The 18,182-nt window shown below is 30.1% G+C and carries 19 protein-coding genes and 2 pseudogenes; 17 read left to right on the forward strand and 4 right to left on the reverse strand.

All coding sequences use genetic code 11. The features are described 5' to 3' along the window. The first annotated feature begins 138 nt into the window (after positions 1-138). From tnpB to JFU20_RS29885, 5 genes are all read left to right on the forward strand, one after another. Positions 139-1,260, forward strand: a complete 1,122-nt coding sequence (gene tnpB / locus JFU20_RS00005; RefSeq protein ID WP_078205072.1) for an IS200/IS605 family element RNA-guided endonuclease TnpB — start codon at positions 139-141, stop codon at positions 1,258-1,260. 925 nt (positions 1,261-2,185) lie between these two features. Further along, positions 2,186-2,353 (forward strand): ArsR family transcriptional regulator, encoded by a 168-nt coding sequence (locus JFU20_RS30630; protein WP_242488113.1) that lies wholly within the window; start codon positions 2,186-2,188, stop codon positions 2,351-2,353. A gap of 24 nt (positions 2,354-2,377) precedes the next feature. Then, entirely contained in the window at positions 2,378-2,605 is a 228-nt protein-coding gene (locus tag JFU20_RS00015) for a hypothetical protein (protein WP_078205074.1), read from the forward strand. A 70-nt stretch (positions 2,606-2,675) separates the two neighbouring features. Next, on the forward strand, positions 2,676-2,954 hold the full coding sequence (locus JFU20_RS00020) for an AbrB/MazE/SpoVT family DNA-binding domain-containing protein (RefSeq protein WP_078205075.1): 279 nt from the start codon (positions 2,676-2,678) through the stop codon (positions 2,952-2,954). 111 nt (positions 2,955-3,065) lie between these two features. Continuing rightward, positions 3,066-3,362: a hypothetical protein gene (locus tag JFU20_RS29885; RefSeq protein ID WP_242488114.1), complete on the forward strand. Its 297-nt coding sequence runs from the start codon at positions 3,066-3,068 to the stop codon at positions 3,360-3,362. Positions 3,363-3,635: 273 nt separating this feature from the next. On the opposite strand, the gene JFU20_RS00030 is transcribed toward JFU20_RS29885, so the two are convergent. Next, complete coding sequence (locus JFU20_RS00030; RefSeq protein WP_078205076.1) at positions 3,636-3,962, reverse strand: helix-turn-helix domain-containing protein; 327 nt, start codon at positions 3,960-3,962, stop codon at positions 3,636-3,638. Between the two features lie 211 nt (positions 3,963-4,173). Next, the gene (locus JFU20_RS00035; protein WP_078205077.1) at positions 4,174-5,217 is read right to left on the reverse strand and encodes a tyrosine-type recombinase/integrase; all 1,044 of its coding nucleotides are present in this window, start codon (positions 5,215-5,217) and stop codon (positions 4,174-4,176) included. A gap of 232 nt (positions 5,218-5,449) precedes the next feature. Between JFU20_RS00035 and JFU20_RS00040 the strand changes: the two genes are divergently transcribed. The 4 genes and pseudogenes from JFU20_RS00040 to JFU20_RS00055 all read left to right on the forward strand — a co-directional run bounded on the left by JFU20_RS00040 (position 5,450) and on the right by JFU20_RS00055 (position 7,528). Beyond that, positions 5,450-5,800, forward strand: coding sequence for a zinc-finger domain-containing protein (locus JFU20_RS00040; protein ID WP_033707514.1), 351 nt, complete (start codon positions 5,450-5,452; stop codon positions 5,798-5,800). 21 nt (positions 5,801-5,821) lie between these two features. Then, a complete protein-coding gene (locus tag JFU20_RS00045; RefSeq protein WP_078205078.1) occupies positions 5,822-6,334 on the forward strand; it encodes a helix-turn-helix domain-containing protein in 513 nt (170 codons plus the stop codon). A gap of 535 nt (positions 6,335-6,869) precedes the next feature. After that, positions 6,870-7,061: pseudogene (locus tag JFU20_RS00050) on the forward strand (HNH endonuclease); the annotation flags it as partial. 14 nt (positions 7,062-7,075) lie between these two features. Then, entirely contained in the window at positions 7,076-7,528 is a 453-nt protein-coding gene (locus tag JFU20_RS00055; RefSeq protein WP_078205080.1) for an SMI1/KNR4 family protein, read from the forward strand. A gap of 38 nt (positions 7,529-7,566) precedes the next feature. Here the strand turns inward: JFU20_RS00055 and JFU20_RS00060 are convergent, their stop codons facing one another. Further along, the gene (locus JFU20_RS00060) at positions 7,567-7,947 is read right to left on the reverse strand and encodes a nuclear transport factor 2 family protein (RefSeq protein WP_078205081.1); all 381 of its coding nucleotides are present in this window, start codon (positions 7,945-7,947) and stop codon (positions 7,567-7,569) included. A 570-nt stretch (positions 7,948-8,517) separates the two neighbouring features. Here JFU20_RS00060 and JFU20_RS00065 point away from each other — a divergent pair. The 6 genes and pseudogenes from JFU20_RS00065 (at position 8,518) to cypX (ending at position 15,452) form a co-directional block, all read left to right on the forward strand. Then, the gene (locus JFU20_RS00065) at positions 8,518-8,817 is read left to right on the forward strand and encodes an ArsR/SmtB family transcription factor (protein ID WP_033728925.1); all 300 of its coding nucleotides are present in this window, start codon (positions 8,518-8,520) and stop codon (positions 8,815-8,817) included. A 418-nt stretch (positions 8,818-9,235) separates the two neighbouring features. Continuing rightward, complete coding sequence (locus JFU20_RS00070; protein ID WP_176126983.1) at positions 9,236-10,507, forward strand: O-antigen ligase family protein; 1,272 nt, start codon at positions 9,236-9,238, stop codon at positions 10,505-10,507. Between the two features lie 948 nt (positions 10,508-11,455). Continuing rightward, a pseudogene (locus JFU20_RS29890) lies at positions 11,456-12,101 on the forward strand (D-serine ammonia-lyase); the annotation flags it as partial. A gap of 54 nt (positions 12,102-12,155) precedes the next feature. Beyond that, the gene (locus JFU20_RS00085) at positions 12,156-12,662 is read left to right on the forward strand and encodes a DUF3902 family protein (protein WP_078205082.1); all 507 of its coding nucleotides are present in this window, start codon (positions 12,156-12,158) and stop codon (positions 12,660-12,662) included. Positions 12,663-13,476: 814 nt separating this feature from the next. Next, entirely contained in the window at positions 13,477-14,196 is a 720-nt protein-coding gene (locus JFU20_RS00090) for a tRNA-dependent cyclodipeptide synthase (protein WP_078205083.1), read from the forward strand. 35 nt (positions 14,197-14,231) lie between these two features. After that, positions 14,232-15,452, forward strand: a complete 1,221-nt coding sequence (gene cypX, locus JFU20_RS00095; RefSeq protein ID WP_078205084.1) for a pulcherriminic acid synthase — start codon at positions 14,232-14,234, stop codon at positions 15,450-15,452. 124 nt (positions 15,453-15,576) lie between these two features. On the opposite strand, the gene JFU20_RS00100 is transcribed toward cypX, so the two are convergent. Beyond that, positions 15,577-16,047 carry a MarR family transcriptional regulator gene (locus tag JFU20_RS00100; protein ID WP_078205085.1) on the reverse strand — a complete coding sequence of 157 codons (471 nt, stop codon included), beginning with the start codon at positions 16,045-16,047 and terminating at the stop codon, positions 15,577-15,579. A 288-nt stretch (positions 16,048-16,335) separates the two neighbouring features. On the opposite strand from JFU20_RS00100, the gene JFU20_RS00105 reads away from it, so the two are divergent. Beyond that, positions 16,336-16,812: a MarR family transcriptional regulator gene (locus JFU20_RS00105; RefSeq protein WP_046956890.1), complete on the forward strand. Its 477-nt coding sequence runs from the start codon at positions 16,336-16,338 to the stop codon at positions 16,810-16,812. A 57-nt stretch (positions 16,813-16,869) separates the two neighbouring features. Beyond that, the gene (locus tag JFU20_RS00110) at positions 16,870-18,084 is read left to right on the forward strand and encodes an MFS transporter (RefSeq protein WP_078205086.1); all 1,215 of its coding nucleotides are present in this window, start codon (positions 16,870-16,872) and stop codon (positions 18,082-18,084) included. The last annotated feature ends 98 nt before the right edge of the window (positions 18,085-18,182 follow it).

Below are 18,182 nucleotides of genomic sequence, written 5' to 3' on the forward strand. Positions count from 1 at the left end.
GGACAAGGGATGGCAGGAAGCCATCTTAATTGTTCGATAGGTAGTAAAGTGTTAATTGACAATTTGTCATGATCATTTCATTATATGACGAATATACGCTTGGTATATAATAGATATATCAAAATGGAGGTGAAACAAATGATGATTAATAAAGCATATAAGTTTCGTATCTATCCAAATCAAGCACAAGCAATTCTAATCAACAAAACGATTGGTTGTTCTCGCTTTGTATTCAATCATTTCCTATCTCTATGGGATCACGCATACAAAGAAACGGGAAAAGGTTTGACATATGGTACATGCTCTGCCAAAATTCCTGCCATGAAGAAAGAGTTTGTTTGGCTAAAAGAAGTGGATAGTATTGCGATTCAGTCGTCTGTTCGTAACCTTGCGGATGCTTATACACGCTTTTTCAAAAGACAAAACAGCGCCCCACGTTTTAAATCTAAGAAGAACAACGTACAATTTTACACCACAAAACAAACAAATGAAAACATTGCTGTTGTAGGAAAAAAAATAAAGTTACCGAAACTAGGTCTTGTTCGATTTGCCAAAAGTCGCGAAGTAAAGGGACGTATTTTAAATGCTACAGTTAGAAGAAACCCTTCTGGCAGATACTTTGTGTCATTGTTAGTTGAAATAGAAGTGCAAGAACTTTCGAAAACAAAGTCTTACATTGGAATGGATGTGGGATTAAAAGATTTTGCCATTTTGTCAGATGGAACAATCTATAAAAATCCGAAGTTTTTTCGGTCACTAGAAGAGAAGTTGGCAAAAGCACAGCGTGTTCTTTCTAGAAGAATGAAAGGATCTTCTCGCTGGAATAAACAGCGAGTAAAGGTAGCTAGAATTCATGAATACATGGCAAATGCTAAAAAAGATTACTTGAACAAAATCTCAACTGAAATCATCAAAAACCACGATGTTATCGGTATAGAGGATTTGCAAGTATCTAATATGTTAAAGAATCATAAGTTAGCAAAAGCAATTAGTGAGGTATCCTGGTCACAGTTTCGAACCATGTTGGAATATAAAGCAAAATGGTACGGCAAACAAGTCATAGTTGTATCGAAAACATTTGCTTCTAGCCAATTATGTTCTTGTTGTGGATACCAAAACAAAGACGTTAAAAATCTGAATCTACGTAAATGGGACTGCCCTTCTTGTTGTACACATCATGATAGGGATATTAACGCAAGTATTAATTTAAAGAATGAAGCGATAAGGCTTCTAACCGCAAGGACTGCGGAGATAGCCTAATAAATTAGAGTTCGATAGAACTCTTTACTTAGGAATCCCCCATTTCTAAACGAAGTGAATGTGGAGGTAGTTCAAAATGTTTCTTTTTAGTCATATTGAACACCCTTTAACTTATTCATAGTTATATAATAGCCTTAATATATTTCTATAAATTTATATATAAAGTTTTTAATATTGATGTATTAGAACTATTACTATAAAATGAAGATGCTGTGACTATCGGAATTTTATCTCTTATCATATCTATCTTCATCTTTTCTACAACTGTCATAGTGATGAGTATTATCTTATGGTTAAAAACTAACCAGCTTTATACTCCCGACATCATAAGATTAACCGGCGCAATTATATGTTTAATTAGTTCTGTAATTTTACTTATTTTTAAGAATAAATTCGAAGTCACTTATAACAAATTCACTGAAATATTTAGTCAGTATACAAGGGGCTCGTTGCATGTAATAGTTTTAAGTTTATTATAATGATTTCTGGTGTTTGCTATTGTTAAAGTGATTAGGCCATAAATAAATTTAATACGTTGTTAGGCGAAATTGTGGCGTACTAGCATAGTAAGGTAACGTATGAAAAACGAGCATTTAGCAAATGGACCTTTGTAAACTATTTAAAAGGAGATTATACATGTTAGAGACTCTTGAAATGAGAAAAAAGCAACACGAAATAAAAATACAAAAATACAAAAATACAAAAATATAAAAATATACAAAAATACTACAATCCATTTTTGTGGGTAATCTCAATTATTTATTTTCTCTATTTCATGTTCATTAATAATTCTCTCTCAGTATATCTATTACTTTCTTTCATTATCGGTTTACCCCTATGGAGCATCGGTCTAGCTATAAATTTAAAACTCATACATGAGCTAAAAGGAAAAGAAAAAATCTTAAATATAGAAACAATAAACGAAATGAAAAAAAATAAATATATGAGTCCAGGAAGAAAAGAACGTTATATCACAGATTATAACGCGACGAAAGATGAACTAGAAAAGATAATGATTTACGCTAAATTTATGTTAGAAGCTAAAGAAAGAGAAAACGAAATAAAAGATGATAATAGCAATTTAGATATATAATTGTAGTGAGAGGAGAATAAAAATATGTCGATAGAACCGTATATAAATCTTCGTAAAACAGGGAAAGAAATTGATAAAATTCAAAAACAATATCTGTTAAGTGAGGCTACGGTTTTAACTTTGGAACTAGGCTATAAATGTTATGAAAAAAATATTTCGTTGGATAAAGTTATTAATCTTGTAGATAAAATTGTAGTATTAAACGCAAATGATACTAAGCATACATCATTTAGTCCATCTGTTCATATATGATTTATAGCTAACATGAAAATTTATTAAAAGAATTGGATCATTTAAAAAATAAATAAAAGGGTGGTATAATATGAAATCAACAGGTGTGACACGTAAAATAGATGAATTAGGGCGTATTGTTCTTCCCAAAGAGTTAAGAAGAACATTAGGAATTGCAGAAAAAGATCCTATAGAAATATTTGTTGACGGTGAGATGATAATATTACAAAAATACAAGTCATATGATGCTTGTACAATAACTGGTGATATTTCAGAAAAAAATATTTCATTAGGTAATGGACAAATTGTTCTTAGTCCTGAAGGGGCTGCACTTTTAATTAAGGAGATTCAGCAACACTTAGTGAAGTAAGATCATTTTACTTAGCATTAAACCATTATTAAACTATGTTATCAAAATAAACCATATTAAAAGTGTTTCACGACACAATTTAATATGGTTTATTTAAAAGAGGGGAACACTATGAAGCGAAACAAGAAAATGCGAAAAAGAAATTTTCTTCAATTAACATTAATAGTTCTATATTTAATGGTTGTGTTGAACATAATATTAAAAGCTGACGTTGGAACTCTCATACAAATGGCTGAAGAACAATCTTTCTTACTTCAGAAAATAATTCTGGTATTTGTCTTTATCGGAACTATATTTATATCTCTTTACAATATCACTCTTCATAAAGAACAAGCAGATGAGAGAAAAAAAGCAAAAAATTTTATTACCTATGTATATAATTGTTACATTTATGGCATTGCTTTCTAGTGACATAGCTAATTACATTAAAAATTTTATTTAACCTAATTATATATATTCATCCACAAAAAGAAAAAAGACATCTTTAACGATAAGATGTCTTTTTTCTTCAACTTGAATCACCATTACTTTACTAACATTACTTTCACAATAACAAATATATCAGCAATCTTTCGTATCACAATCATTCTAACATAATGAATCACATTTTCGTTATATATAAATTTGAATACAATAAAAGTTCACAAGTCATATAAAAGGTTCTATATGAAAACCTTAAATTCATTTAGTGAAATGTTTTTTTATGAAATTAGTATAATCAATAAGAACATCTAAAACTTCCTGATGTTTTTGAGGGGATAGATCTGACGCTGCTACTTTAATTGATTCTAATTTACTTTCTAGAGGTGCGTTTCGTCCAAACAATTCATCAATGGATAGATTGTATAAGTCTGCAATACTCATGATTGAATCTGCGTCTGGGTCAGTTTTTCCATATTCCCAATTGGCATATGTATTACGTGCGATATTCAGGCGATATGCTACATCGAATTGAGTATATCCCTGTTTTTTTCGCAACTCAGCAAGTCGCTTACTTAGTTGAGACATATCATCACATTTCCTTTCTGATTTATAACGTTAGTGTAAAACAGAAAAGTTAAATTGCATCCTTATGACTTATAATAAGTCATAAATTATTTTTATTTGTAATAGTTAGTCTTGATGTTGTGATAATAGAAAGCCATTTATAATTCTATACGCGAAAAAATAGGAAGAAATCGATACATCAAATCGAGAATCTTCCTATTATATATGTTTACTAAAACAATGAATTTCCTATATCTATTGTGGCCAAGTTTTGACGTCTTGTACGTTCCCTTAAATAGCGTTCCGTCGTCATAATAGATTCGTGTCCTAAATAGTCACGTATTTTCTTAAGTTCGACACCTTTTCCCATCAAATGATTCGCAAAGAAATGTCTGCAGGTATGGGGGGTAATTCTATCCTTTCGGTAACGTAAAAATGGTAAGTTTGTTTCTTCAATCTTTTCTGCTACATATTTTGATAAGTAGTCGGCTCTATAGTAAGAGCCATCGGCTTTAGGTAGAAAAGCAGATGTACTAGAGGCGTCCAATTCACTTGTTTGTTTACGCAATTGACGAAGGCGACAGATATCGTCGAGTACATCTTCAAAAATACGAACTTCCCTGGCTTTATTTCCTTTCCCAACTACACGCAAGAGATAAGCATTTAATGAGGAATGGAATACAAGATCTGCCCATTTTGCGTTTGCAACTTCCTCAATCCGGAGTCCAGTAGTCGTAAGAAGGAAAAACAATGTATACATAAAGAAATTTGTTTTCTTCAGTGCATCTAGTATTTCATTTACTTCTTCAGGAAAGAGGTCACGATTGACCAGCTCTTCTTTTTTTACAGATACTTTTTTGAGACGACTACTATAGTCATCTGAGAGACCATTGTTATCATAAACGTATTTTAGAAACTGCTGGACTACCGTTTTCTTTCGACGTAATGTAGTGGCAGCATACTTCTTACTTAGTTGATAGAAGTAGATTTCCATCTCATTATGGGATAAATCGTGAATGGTTCCGATTGTTTCTTTTATGTAGCGAAGAAAATGAGACAGATCATGCAGATAAATCTTTTTTGTTCGTTCACTTCTTTTTTTCGTTAAAGAAGGTTCATCGTGTAGAAATAAATAAACCAATGATTCTTCACTTAATTTAGAATAGTCAATATTTCTGATGCCCATACGCATAATTTTTTCAAAATGACTGCTATCAAAAAAATCTGATTTTAATTTTACAAGTTGGTTACTATGTTCGTAATTTATAATATTCAAATTTAAACACAACCTTTAGTAGAATGAAATATTAAACAAATATTTTTTATATAAATTTTTATGATTCTAATTATACCACAATAAATGCATTATTTATTGTGGTATAAAATGAAATGTTTAAATATATATTTTTACCTTAATATTTAACGTTTCTGTTTAGTTGATTTATAATGGAAATGTTTAATTTATTTTTTTGTACATTTCAATCCAAGTGCGGTAGGAGGAGATTTTTTTGACTAATCTTCGTCGGAAAATTTTACATGAAATCTATAATTTAGAAGATACCCATTGTTCAATTTGCCCTCTGAACAACCTATCAGTGAATTGTACAGATGAGCAAGAACAGGCAAAACAAAGAAACTATAAACATTGCAAAGGTTGTCCCATTTTCGATTCCATCCGAGAGAAAGGAGAGAAATTGAATTCTTTATCGAAAAAGAGTACATTTAATAAGGTACGAGAACGTTATATGGAAAATCCATTTAAGTATCTGCAGTATAAGGAGTACTCAATCACAGATGTAGTAAAAGAAACAGGTTTAACAAAGTATCAACTAAGAAAATTTAAACAACAGCTAGAATGAAAGTTTCGGATGAGGTGAGAAATGGACTATTTATCTTTAGAAGAGGTATGCGATAGGGTAGGTTTAACAAAAAATCAATTAGGCTATTTAATTAAGTATAAACACATCGAACCTATCAATCTGGATACCTGGAAAGCAGATGGTGGATATCGTTTTGAGCAAGAAGATGTAAAAAGGTTAGAGGAATTATACAAAGACTCTTTAACATTAAAAGAAGCGGCTGAATTTCTAAATAAATCTAAGACTTACGTTCATAATGCAGCTAAAGATGGGATATTGCCCTTTAAAGAGATTGCTAAAGGGAAATCTACTGAACGATTGTACTTAAAAAATGATCTGGAAATTTTCAAAGAAAGAATTGAAAATAGAACAAAAGAGGAGTCGAAAGAAAAAAAGCAGCATTTAAGTCTATATCTTGATGAAAAGGTAGTAGAAGCAATAAAAAAAAAGGCTGCAAAGAAAGGATATAATGGCTACAAGAAGTTTGCTGAAGACATTTTATCCGCAGAAGTAAAAGAAGACATAGAAGAATAGAAATTCTAGTGAGAATAGACCTCTAAAAAACACAAAAACGTTCTAAGTGGTCTATTTTTATTTTTAAGAGACTTTTTAACTATCAGGTCTAAATACATTACCTAAGATGACAATGTTGTTTACAGATGAATTTGAGAGGTCGATTTTTTGGGTCCGTTCCGTAAAAAATTCATTGTAATTACAAAAAAGGGTTTATATATATAATATAGAAAATAGAGGGAAAGATAACAGATAATTTTAAGAGCGTTTTATTTAAGTTGAAAAAAGTGTAAAGAAAGAAATGAGAGGTAAGGATCCCAGGATTATAAATACAAAGACTTCATTTGGAACTTGGTAGGCCTATGAGAATTCTAGAGAGTTCGGGCAGACATATATCGCGGAATACATCAAAAAGCATACAAGCTTTATTTGAAATTTACATAATAAAAAACAGCATATCAAACTATAATAAATTATGAAAAAACAAGAAATATAGTATACATATTTAGGTTATAGTAAACTAAAGTCTTTTCAAAATCCTAAACTAATAGATTATGAAAAGACTGAATTGGCTTTAAAATTTACGGATGAAGAAATTCAATTATTTAAAATAGGAAAAACTCCAGAGCATTATACATGGCATCATCATCAAGACACTGGAAGGATGCAATTTGTAGATTATCAGACTCATCATGATACTGGTCATACAGGTGGATATAAAATTCGGGGAAAAGATAGCGATAAATAGTGAGGTACTTAGCCATGAGTCACATTACATGGATTAATGTAAATGAAAAAAGAGTAACAGATGACCAAATTAAACAATTAGAACAATACTTAAATATTAAATTTCCTAATGATTTTCTTGAGTGTGTACAAGAATATGATGGTGGATATCCAACGCCAGATACATTTAATATTCCAAATCAAGATGAAAATTCACATAATAATCTTTTAACCTTAGATTCTGATAGAAAAAATTCATTTCTAGAAACATATAATAATACGAAAGATAGATTACCTGATAAAATATATCCTTTTGCTAGAGATCCATTCGGCAATCTTCTATGCTTTGATTATCGAAACAACACTGATTCACCAACAATCGTATTCTGGGATCATGAGGAAGAAGACATAGAGGAAGCAATATATCCTGTTTGCTCAACACTTACAGAATTACTTGCTAGTCTACGTGATTTCGAAGAAGAAGATTGAGGAAACTAAAAAACGACCTAGAATTCTAGACCGTTTTTTTATGATTTACTAATTTTCCAACCATCATCCGTTTTCTCTAGTTCAATTACGATTACTTTTTTAGGATTACCTTTATATACAGCATCAACAGTTACTGTAGCAATTTCATTTTTCTCTTCGATTTTTCGAATTTTATAGCTTTTAAGATCCTTGCTAACGGATTTGATTAGTTCTGCATTTCCGCCCACAAAAGCAACGATTTTCTTCGCTTCAGGAGTGAATAACTCTCCAAAACTTTTTACATTTCCTTCTTTTGCATCTTCGAAATACGCTGTAGCAACTTCTTCAGGATCACGATTATCTCCACATGCCGCAAGTGCTGTAACTGATAAGGCCATTACCACCATTAACATGATCATACGTGTAAATTTGTTCTTCATTCAAACCACTCCTTATATATAACGTAATTTTAACTCTTAAAAAGGGCTAAATTACTTGTATAAGTATATAATAATTAAAACTGTAAAACTATATATTTTTAGATATTATTTTTATGATATTAAAGGTATTAAAAGTGAAGGGAAGTAGGGGAAATCTACCTATTACTATAATTTTGATTTCAATTATATACACTAGTATAATAATAATGTCAGAGCATGCTCTGATCAGTCAGCGTTATAGGGGTATAACAGACACATTCATTTTTAAAATCATAAAATCGGATTCACTTATCTTTACTTTAAAAATGGGTATATTGATGGCACTAGTATTTTTATACTGCATAATTCATTAATTCAAATCTACAAAGAGATAAAATTTCTTTGTAGATTTTTTAATTACTAAACACATCTAAAAAACTTCACGACAAACACATATTAACTCCGCACATAGCACAAGTTGAAATTATATAATTAATTCATAGTTAAACGCACAAAGAATTTTAATATAATAATATTAGGAATATACATTAAGAATTCGAATAAAATATAAATTGAATGCGAGGTTGTATTATGAACAAATTTAATAATGATAATGTACAAGGTTTAGTCTCTGAAGAAAACGTTGATCTATTAAAAGTTATGGCTCATCCAATACGTCTACAAATTGTTAGTGAATTGGCTAAGAGCAAGAAATTAAATGTAACACAATTAACTAATATTTTGGATATTCCACAATCAACAGTATCGCAACATTTATCCAAAATGAAAGGGAAAGCACTGAAAGCTGAAAGAAAAGGGTTAGAGATTTACTATCATATTCAAAACTCCAAAGCTGATAAAATCATACAAATACTAGGTCATGCTAATTAAATTGAAAAAATAGGTGGATGTATACAACTTTCTGAACAAAAGTTTAGTAACGCTTCAACTAATTTAACTGAATTTGAAACAAAACTAAATAGTAAATAGTATAAAAAAGAGAGCCTTGCTCTCTTTTTTAGTTCTCAGTAAAACCTAATTAAATGTGAAGTTAAACTAAAATTTAATTTTACATAAGTAACAAAAGATATTCATGAAGGATCTACTTTCTTGTCTAAAAAGTATCCATTTTCATGTTCTTGTACAGTTATTTCTTTTATTGTTAAAAATATAGTTATCTAAATAGAATTCCTATTTGTATTTCATAAAAAAATATCACCACTTCCTTATTACAACATATAAGGTTATTATAATAACTGGAGTATTAATATTTACTAAGTTAATTATTGTAGGGAGAGAACTTAATAGTATGGACATTTTGATAACAATTTTAATGTTTGCTTCAATCAGTTTATTAGTATACTCACTAATACAGAAAATAAGAAAAAAACCAGCTATCATATGGCTGAAAATTGCTGGTATATCATTCGGTCTTGCTTTAATCATATCTGGATTTTCTGTTGGAGTAAGAGGTGGATTTGCCGCAATAACGTTTATTATTGGAGCATGCGCTACAGTAAAACTAATTTTACAATTTGTAAAAAAACAATCCGGAAAATTAAAAACTTTCATTGTGGTTCTTATTGCATTTACCACATATACCATACTAGACAATGTAATTCCATATAGTACAAGTGTTGAAAGTAGCGATGGAAATGTTACAAGTCAAAAGAAACCTGCTGTAGATGTGGGGAAAGTAGATGCAAAAGAAGAATCTAGAGAACCTACTCACAAACAGTATAGCACGGAAGAAATTAAATCATTGTTTACTATCGGTATGAGTATAAAGGAATTTGAAGAAAAAAAAGAAGACAGTAAGTTAAAAGTTCGAAACTATAACAATTACGATCCAGCTGGATTATACACATTTGATACTAAAGATGGGCAAATTGTAGTAGTGGTATTAAATGCAAAAGAGGTTATTAAAGTTGAAACGTTAACTGACGAAGCTTCTTTAGGAAATTTCATTAAAGATGAAGAAAATAGAATGAACGAAGAAAAAAGAGTTGCAAAAGAAGAAGCTGATAGAAAGCTAAAAGAATCATACGAAAATAATAAACAGAAATTAGAAGGATCTGGTGATTCTGTCACAAATAAAGTTAATCTAAAGTCAGGTTTGGCTTTTTTTGATTTTAATAATGCAGGTTCAAGAAACTTTATAATACATTTAAAAGATTCTAGTGGCAAAGATGTTGGATTGTTAGTAAATACAATAGGTAGTTATAAAGGGAAGGTATCAGCTACGATTCCGGCTAGTGGAGAATATTATTTAGAAGTGAAATCGAGTGGCGATTGGAATGTAGCAATAACGCAAGAAACACCACTTGTATCAGAATCGGTTCCAGGGACAATTAACGGGCATGGTGATGATGTAGTATTCATTAATATCCCAAGTGGAAATCATATTGTTAAGTTAAAGCATACAGGTTCAAGAAACTTTATTATTAAAGTGAATGATCAGAATTTATTAGTGAATAAAATTGGTTCTTATGAAGGTTCTTCTTCTCACGTTTTCAAAGATTCAGGGATGCATAGTTTTGGAGTAAAAGCAGATGGAGATTGGAGCATTACAATAGAATAGTACTATAAGGGTGGCCACAAATATAGTTATAGCTTTAAAATGAAGTTTAAATTAAAAACCTTCGTTAAATTTAATGAAATATTGATTTAAGAAGTTTTTTGGGAATCTTAGATTAAACCCTTGTATAAAAACTAATTTTATATGTCTAACACGAGAATCTATTTTGATTAATCTTTTTTCAAAATGGATTCTTTTTCTTTATCGTAAAACATGTTTTTATGCAGAAGGAAATGAAACTGGATACTAATTAATAACGTAAAATATCTAATTACCAATAAAGAAGATTCGTTTAATACTTGTTTTCTTGTCCAAAAACAATAACAAAAACAGAAGTATCCACTTTCTTGTCTAAAAAGTATCCATTTTCACGTCCTTGTACATTTATGAAGTGTAGAAAGACATGAAAGTAGGAACATATTTTATAGTGTAAAATGCTGAATTATCTACAGATACATTTCATTTAGTACCCATTTTCTTGTCCATATATCGAGACAAGAAAATGGGTATTTTTTTAAACGGAGACACCAAAGTGGATACTTTCTAATTGAACTTGAAATAAGCACATTAATGATTCACCGAAAAAACATTTAGTAATCAACATTCCCAATGACAGCACCATATAGACCGAAAGCCAGATTCTTTTCTTTTGATGGGAAAATAATTTGAATGATTGATAAAATTTGTGGCTGGATAAAAGCTGCTGATAAACCTTGTATAATTCTAATTTTATATATTTGTGATGATGGTCACACTATATAGACATCTTTATTAAATTAAAATTAATTTTATTTACTTATACTTAACAAGTTGTTAATATATACTTAATTATAATAAATTATGATTAATTTTCAAACGTTTATGTCGTTGTAAGAATAGTAAATACGACGAGAAATAATTGAAATAGGTCAATTATATTTTCAAGGGGGTTTATGAATAAGTGAAATTTCAATAGAAACAAAAGAGAAGTTGAAAAAGAGGTTTCCATTGATTCAAAAATTAATCGAAACCGAGGAAGTTATATGGCTTAATCCAAATAATAAGAATTTTGAATATTTCATTCAAAATAGTACTTTAACTAAAGCTGATGTTATAGATGCAGAAGATCGATTAAAACGATTTGCTCCATAATAATGCAAAAGTTTTTCCTGAAACACAAGAGGCCAGTGACATTATTGAAATTAATTCCATGAAACAATATCTGCAAAGAGAATATAAAGAAGAAATACCAGGACAATTATTACTAAAATGTGATAGTCATCTTCCTATTTCAGTATCTATTAAAGCAAGAGGCGGAGTATATGAGGTATTAAAACACGTCGAAGATTTAGCTTTGAAACATCATTTATTAACTAAATAAGATGATTATTCCGTATTAGATAGTGACAGGTTTAGAACATTCTTTTCAAATTATTCAAATGCAGTAGGTTCGACCAGAAATTTAGGGTTAAGCATTGGAATTATGAGTGTAAAGTTAGGATTCAATGTAATTGTCCATATGTCAACTGATGCGAAAACGTGGAAAAAGAATCTACTTAGAAGTAAAGAGATTACTGTTATTGAATATACAACAGACTATAGTAAAGCGGTAGAAAAAGAAGAATACAAGCTAATAATGTATTCTTAAGTTTTTAAAGGACGTGAAATGAATATGAAACCAGTTTTAAAATATATAATTATTTCCCTTGTTTTTTCAATAGTAGGGGTGTGTTGGGCGCTGTTTGACATCTTTATGTTAGATGCAGACTGGCTATTGATTTGGATAGGTGTATTAATGGCATATCTATCGTTGTATATTGTGATAGGTCTATATAGTAGAAAAACGTACGACTCAAAATTGGCTAAAGTGCTTCTAAAAACAATAATTACAACCTTTAGTTTTGGAGCATTAGGAATATCATTCGGAGTTGTACACGAGATATTAGGACCATTGAGTCTTACTTTAATGACATGGTATTGGTTTATAATGCTATTTTTATATTTAATAACCATAATATTATTAGTGATTTTAGTATTGGTAAATAGTAAAAATCATAATTTCCCTTGGGTATATAGTATACTTATACTTCTAAATATACTTCTTACGTTATGGCCGTTATTATGGCCGTTATTTATTAATTTTATGGGATCTGCTATGAATGCAAGTGCAGGATGGTAGCAGCTCACAGATTATAAAAGGATTAAAAGAAAAAGAGAGTTTTGCTCTCTTTTTTTGCATTTCAGCAAAACCTAATTAAATGTGAAGTGAAAATTCATTTGGAATTTATATTAGTAGCGAAAGATATTCAAGAAGTATCTACTTTCGTGTCTAAAAAGTATCCATTTTCATGTCTTTTGTAGAAAGACATGAAAGTCTAAACTAAAATCCTATGAACAAACGTTGATAAATAGTCATTATCACAAGTTTTGTAGGTACTTTCTTGTCTCAGCAAAAGGACAAGAAAGTCTAAACTTTTTGAACGTGAGACAAGAAACTCTAAACTACTTAAGCAGTAATTAATTACTCCGAAGCATGTGGTGACATATATCGCTGCAACTCGTTAGAAAACAATCCTAGTTCATCAGAAATCAATAAATTCATAGCTAAAACGGTATCCTTTCTGTATATTTCTACAAAAAGAATACCGTTTTTTCATTTTGGGGTATTTTTCTTTGTTAGCTTGATGGCAATGTGGCAATACCCCAGCATACAGTATAAATTTCAAATTCTTACATAATTATGTACGAAAATTATAAATTTTCGTTTTATCTTTTTTTTCGAATAACATATATTGACAAAGCAACAGTGACGATATAGAATTAGTTTTGTTCACCGGTGAACATTAAGCGGGATTTTTGATTAGTATCATTTTTATTAATCTTATATAACATCAAGATTTTCTATCTCTATTGTATGTAGTTTGATATATTATTAGTTATTTAAAATCAATAAAACGGTTTATATTGATAAAATTATTTAAAGGGATGATTGTATGACAAATGCTATAGCGGTAAGAAAGGTTCAAAAGTTTAGTTCTCACCCCTTATCTACTAATTGTGCTGAGATATTTAAACGTAGTAACCATGCATTAATAGGTATTAGTCCGTTTAATAGTAGATTTTCAGACGAATATATTAATAGACTGATTGAATGGGCATTACATACTTTTGATGATGTCAGTGTTTTATTAGCTGGAAAAGAAGCTGCAAATTTACTTGAGGCTTTAGGAACACCAAAAGGTAAGGCGGAAAGAAAGGTTAGAAAAGAAGTATCACGAAATAGAAGATCAGCTGAAAAAGCACTAAAAGAGCATGGGGGTAATGTAAATGCTATCCATACTTTTTCTGATTTTAGTGACAATTATGCATATAACAGCATGAGAGCAGAAGCGGAACATACCTTTGTAAACGAAACTCATTTTCGAAATGCTTGTTTAGAAATGTCACACGCTGCCATTCTAGGTAGGGCAAAGGGTACCAATATAGATATTGATCAAATTTCAAATGACATGCTAAATATTGCAGTAGAATATGTCATTGCAGAACTTCCATTTTTCATTGGAGGAGCTGAAATTTTGGGAACTCAAGAAACTGTACTTATTTATCATAAACCATGGGAACTTGGTGAACAGATAGTTAGAAATGATTTTTCTATCAAGATGAAACCAAATCAAGGATATTTGATGGTTCAAGAAACGGAAGATTTATCTTAATAAATATTAAGTATCCAATACAAGGGGGAAGTAATATGTCAAATACAGTGCAAACGGTAAATATATTATCAGAAGAATTTCAAGAAGATCCATATAAGTATTTTTCATACCTACGTCAGAATGACCCAGTGCATTATGAACCTGAGATTGATAGTTATTTTATTAGCAGATATCAAGATGTTCGTAATATATTAAATGATACTGATACATTTACAACAAAATCATTAGCTGAACGTGCTGAACCAGTAATGCGTGGGCCAGTATTAGCACAAATGCGTGGAAAAGAGCATGTAGCTAAAAGAAAAATTGTTTTAAGAAGTTTTATGGGAGATGCTTTACAAAAATTAATGCCCTTAATTAAAAAGAATGCAGAAGATTTACTATCTCCACACCTTCCAAATGGAAAGATAGATTTAATTAATGATTTTGGCAGAACATTTGCTGTTTATGTAACAATGGATATGATTGGATTAGATAAGAAAGATCATAAGAAGATAGGTGAATGGCATAGCGGTGTAGCTGAATTTATTACCAGTATAAATCAACCACCGGAGGCAAGAAAACATTCTCTCTGGTGTAGTGAACAGTTAGCTAATTATTTAGAACCGATTATTAAAGAGCGGCGGTTAAACCCGCAGGAAGATTTAATTTCTAAATTATGCAGTGCTAAATATGAAGGCATAGCTATGACTGATACTGATATTCTAGCATTAATTTTAAATATACTATTAGCTGCAACAGAACCTGGTGATAAGACTCTTGCTTTATTAATCTATAATTTAATTAACCAACCGAAACAATTGCAAGATGTATTAAATGATCGTTCATTAGTACCCTTGGCTATTGCTGAAACTTTACGTTATAATCCACCAGTGCAATTGATTCCTCGTCAATTAGCAAAAGACACGGAAATAAGTGGTATCCAATTATCAAAAGGAACTACTGTATTCTGTATGATTGGTGCGGCGAATCGTGACCCTAACGCATTTGAAAGACCTGATGAATTCAACATTTATCGTCCGGATCTTGATATTAAAAAGGCATTTAGTGGTGCTGCAAGACATCTTGCATTTGGATCAGGTATTCATAATTGCGTAGGGGCAGCGTTTGCAAAATCAGAAATTGAAATAGTTGTAAATGTAGTCTTAGATAATATGAAAAACATTAAATTGGAAGAAGATTTTCAATATGTTGAAAAAGGACTTTATACACGTGGACCTATTTCTATGCCTATTCTTTTTGATAAGTTAGTTTAAAAATCATTGCTATTTTGATTGTTAATAAAATCCGATTTTTGCTAAGGGGCTAAAAGCCCCTTAGTTTTTCTATTTTTATGGAAAGGTTAAACATATATACTTTTTAAGCTGAAATAACAAAACATTAAATACATTTTTTCCAAGCTTCTAAAAAATTAGTTACAACTTGTAACTCGGAATCATTAAATTGTTGGAATAACTCATTGTAACGTTCATGTGCAATTTTGTGTAACCTCTTATGAACAATAGCTAACTGCATTCCTTTATCAGTTAAAGTATAAAAGATTTCCTTTTTATTATCTGCATTTTTATGCGGCAATAAAATCTTATCATCTATAAGAACGCGAATAGCTTTAGAAATAGTTGCTTTAGAAATATTTAATTCCATAGATAATAGAGTGTTATTCATTTGTTGTTTACTCTCATGAATTACCGAAACTATATGTAGTTGCGTCAGAGTCCAATTTTTATTTATGTTCTCAGATTCACTAACTAATTCTTTTATCATTTCTTGAGATGCATATTTTTTCTTTTCTCTTGTTATGACAAAATCTTCAATAGCTTTTAAGGTTTGTTCATGGACAATATTTGTCATTATAAATTCCCCCTATCTAGAATTATTGTTTACCGGTTAACTATATAGAAAGTTTACCAGTAAACAATAATCCGGTCAAGAATTTTAAAAAGTGACTTGTATGCATTAAAAATAACTTTTATAAAATAATAGAACTTTATTAAGTTTGTTTATGAAAAGGGTATACAGTTAAAATACTTATGTAATAAGATAAATTCTAATTTTGCAATTGACAATTGTTAGGTGAAGATATAAAATCAAAATAGTTTACTGGTAAACAAAAAGATAAAGAAGGGTAGAAGTATATAAATGAATAAGGGCATAAAACAGAAAATCTACGATAATTATTTACATTTATTACATCTCAATGAACAAAAGGCAGATAAGGACGTTGAGACTTTTTTTAAGCAGGCTAAAATGGAACAAATAGAACATGTACCGACAAATATGACAAGTATACACGTAATAGCCTGTATTGGTGAAAACCAACCAATAAATAATATTACAATTGCAAGGAAAATGAATTTATCTAAAGCGAATATCACAAAAATTAATACCAAATTAATAAGAGAAAATTTAATCACTCGTTTCCAGTCGATTGATAATAAGAAGGAGGTATATTATGAACTAACTCCAGCAGGACAATCACTTTGTGAATTGCATCAGAAAATCCATGATCAGAAAGAGAATGAATTTTATCAGTTTGTCGATTCATTTTCCGAAATAGAACAAAATGCAATATTAAAATTTTTACAGAATACAAACGAAAGAATGTTGGGGAAATAAAGTTATTTCACCTTAAATTAGTTAGCTAATTATTAATAATCTTTTAGGAGGGATAGCATGAATCGCGTTAAATCAAGTACTTCTTTTCTTTTATATTTGTTGTGTATTAGTGCTTTTTTCGCTTCTTTAAACCAAAATATTTACTCTCCAATAATCCCAATAATTCGAGATTCATTTCATGTTTCTATAACAATGGTTAATCTTTCAGTTTCAATATTTATTTTTATTACGGCAATTATGCAAATTGTTTTTGGTTCTATAATTGATTTTAAAGGGGCTAGGACTATTCTTATTCCTAGTATTATTTTAACAATTATAGCGAGTATTGGTTGTGCGATTACAAGTAACTTTACAGTGTTTTTAATTTGTAGAATTTTACAGGCTATAGGAACAGCTGCAATACCACTTATTGCGGCAACTACAATTGGCTCTATATTTCAAGGAGAACAACGAGGAAGTGCAATGGGTACATATCAAACAATGTTATCTATTGCGCCTGCTGTTGCACCTGTACTAGGAGGTTTTATTGGCGGAAAATATAACTATCCGGGTGTTTTTTGGCTACTTGTAGCAGTATCTTTAGTTCTGTTTATTATTAATTGGTTATATTTTCCGAAAGATCAGGTGGAGAGCAATAAAGCTTTGAATGTTAGAACTTTACTATCGCACTATGCTTCTATATTTAAAAGTAAAGTGGGAAGTTCTATATTAATATTAAGTTTCTTTGCATTTTTTCTCTATTTTTCTTTCATCGTTTACTTACCAATTTTATTAACAGATTATTACCAATTAAGTTTACAGATAGTAGGTTTACTTTACTTACCGATGGCAATAAGTTTAATAATTGGCAGCATGACTTTTAAAACTATTCAATCTAAAATTTCAATAACTAAACTTTTTATAACTGGAAATGTAGTCTTATCTTTGAGCGCTATATTATTTGCTGTGACACACTCGAATACTTTAATTGGCGTAACAATTGCTTTAATTCTCCACGGAATATCAATTGGTATCCTCACTCCTTTATTTGCTACTATGATTGCAAATGAATTTGAACATAATAGAGGAAGCGCGATGGGAATGTTTAACTTTATTAGATATATGGGAATGGCAGTAGGACCAATTGTTTCGGGGGTATTATTAACATATTTCCACCCTACATTTGTATTTGTTATATTTGGAGGATTTTTTATCTTCCTCACTTTTGGTATGCTTATTCGGATTAAGAAGAGATTTATTAAAATTGTGACAAAAGAAGAAACTCTAAAATAAGAAAAACATTTAAGATTCCAGCATAGAAAGTGGGGTAGTTGGTAGTTCCAGTTGATCTTTCTTTAATCTGTAATAACTGTTATAAATTAATTTTAATC

It is taken from the genome of Bacillus sp. TH30 (assembly GCF_016650875.1).
Lineage (GTDB): Bacteria > Bacillota > Bacilli > Bacillales > Bacillaceae_G > Bacillus_A > Bacillus_A mycoides.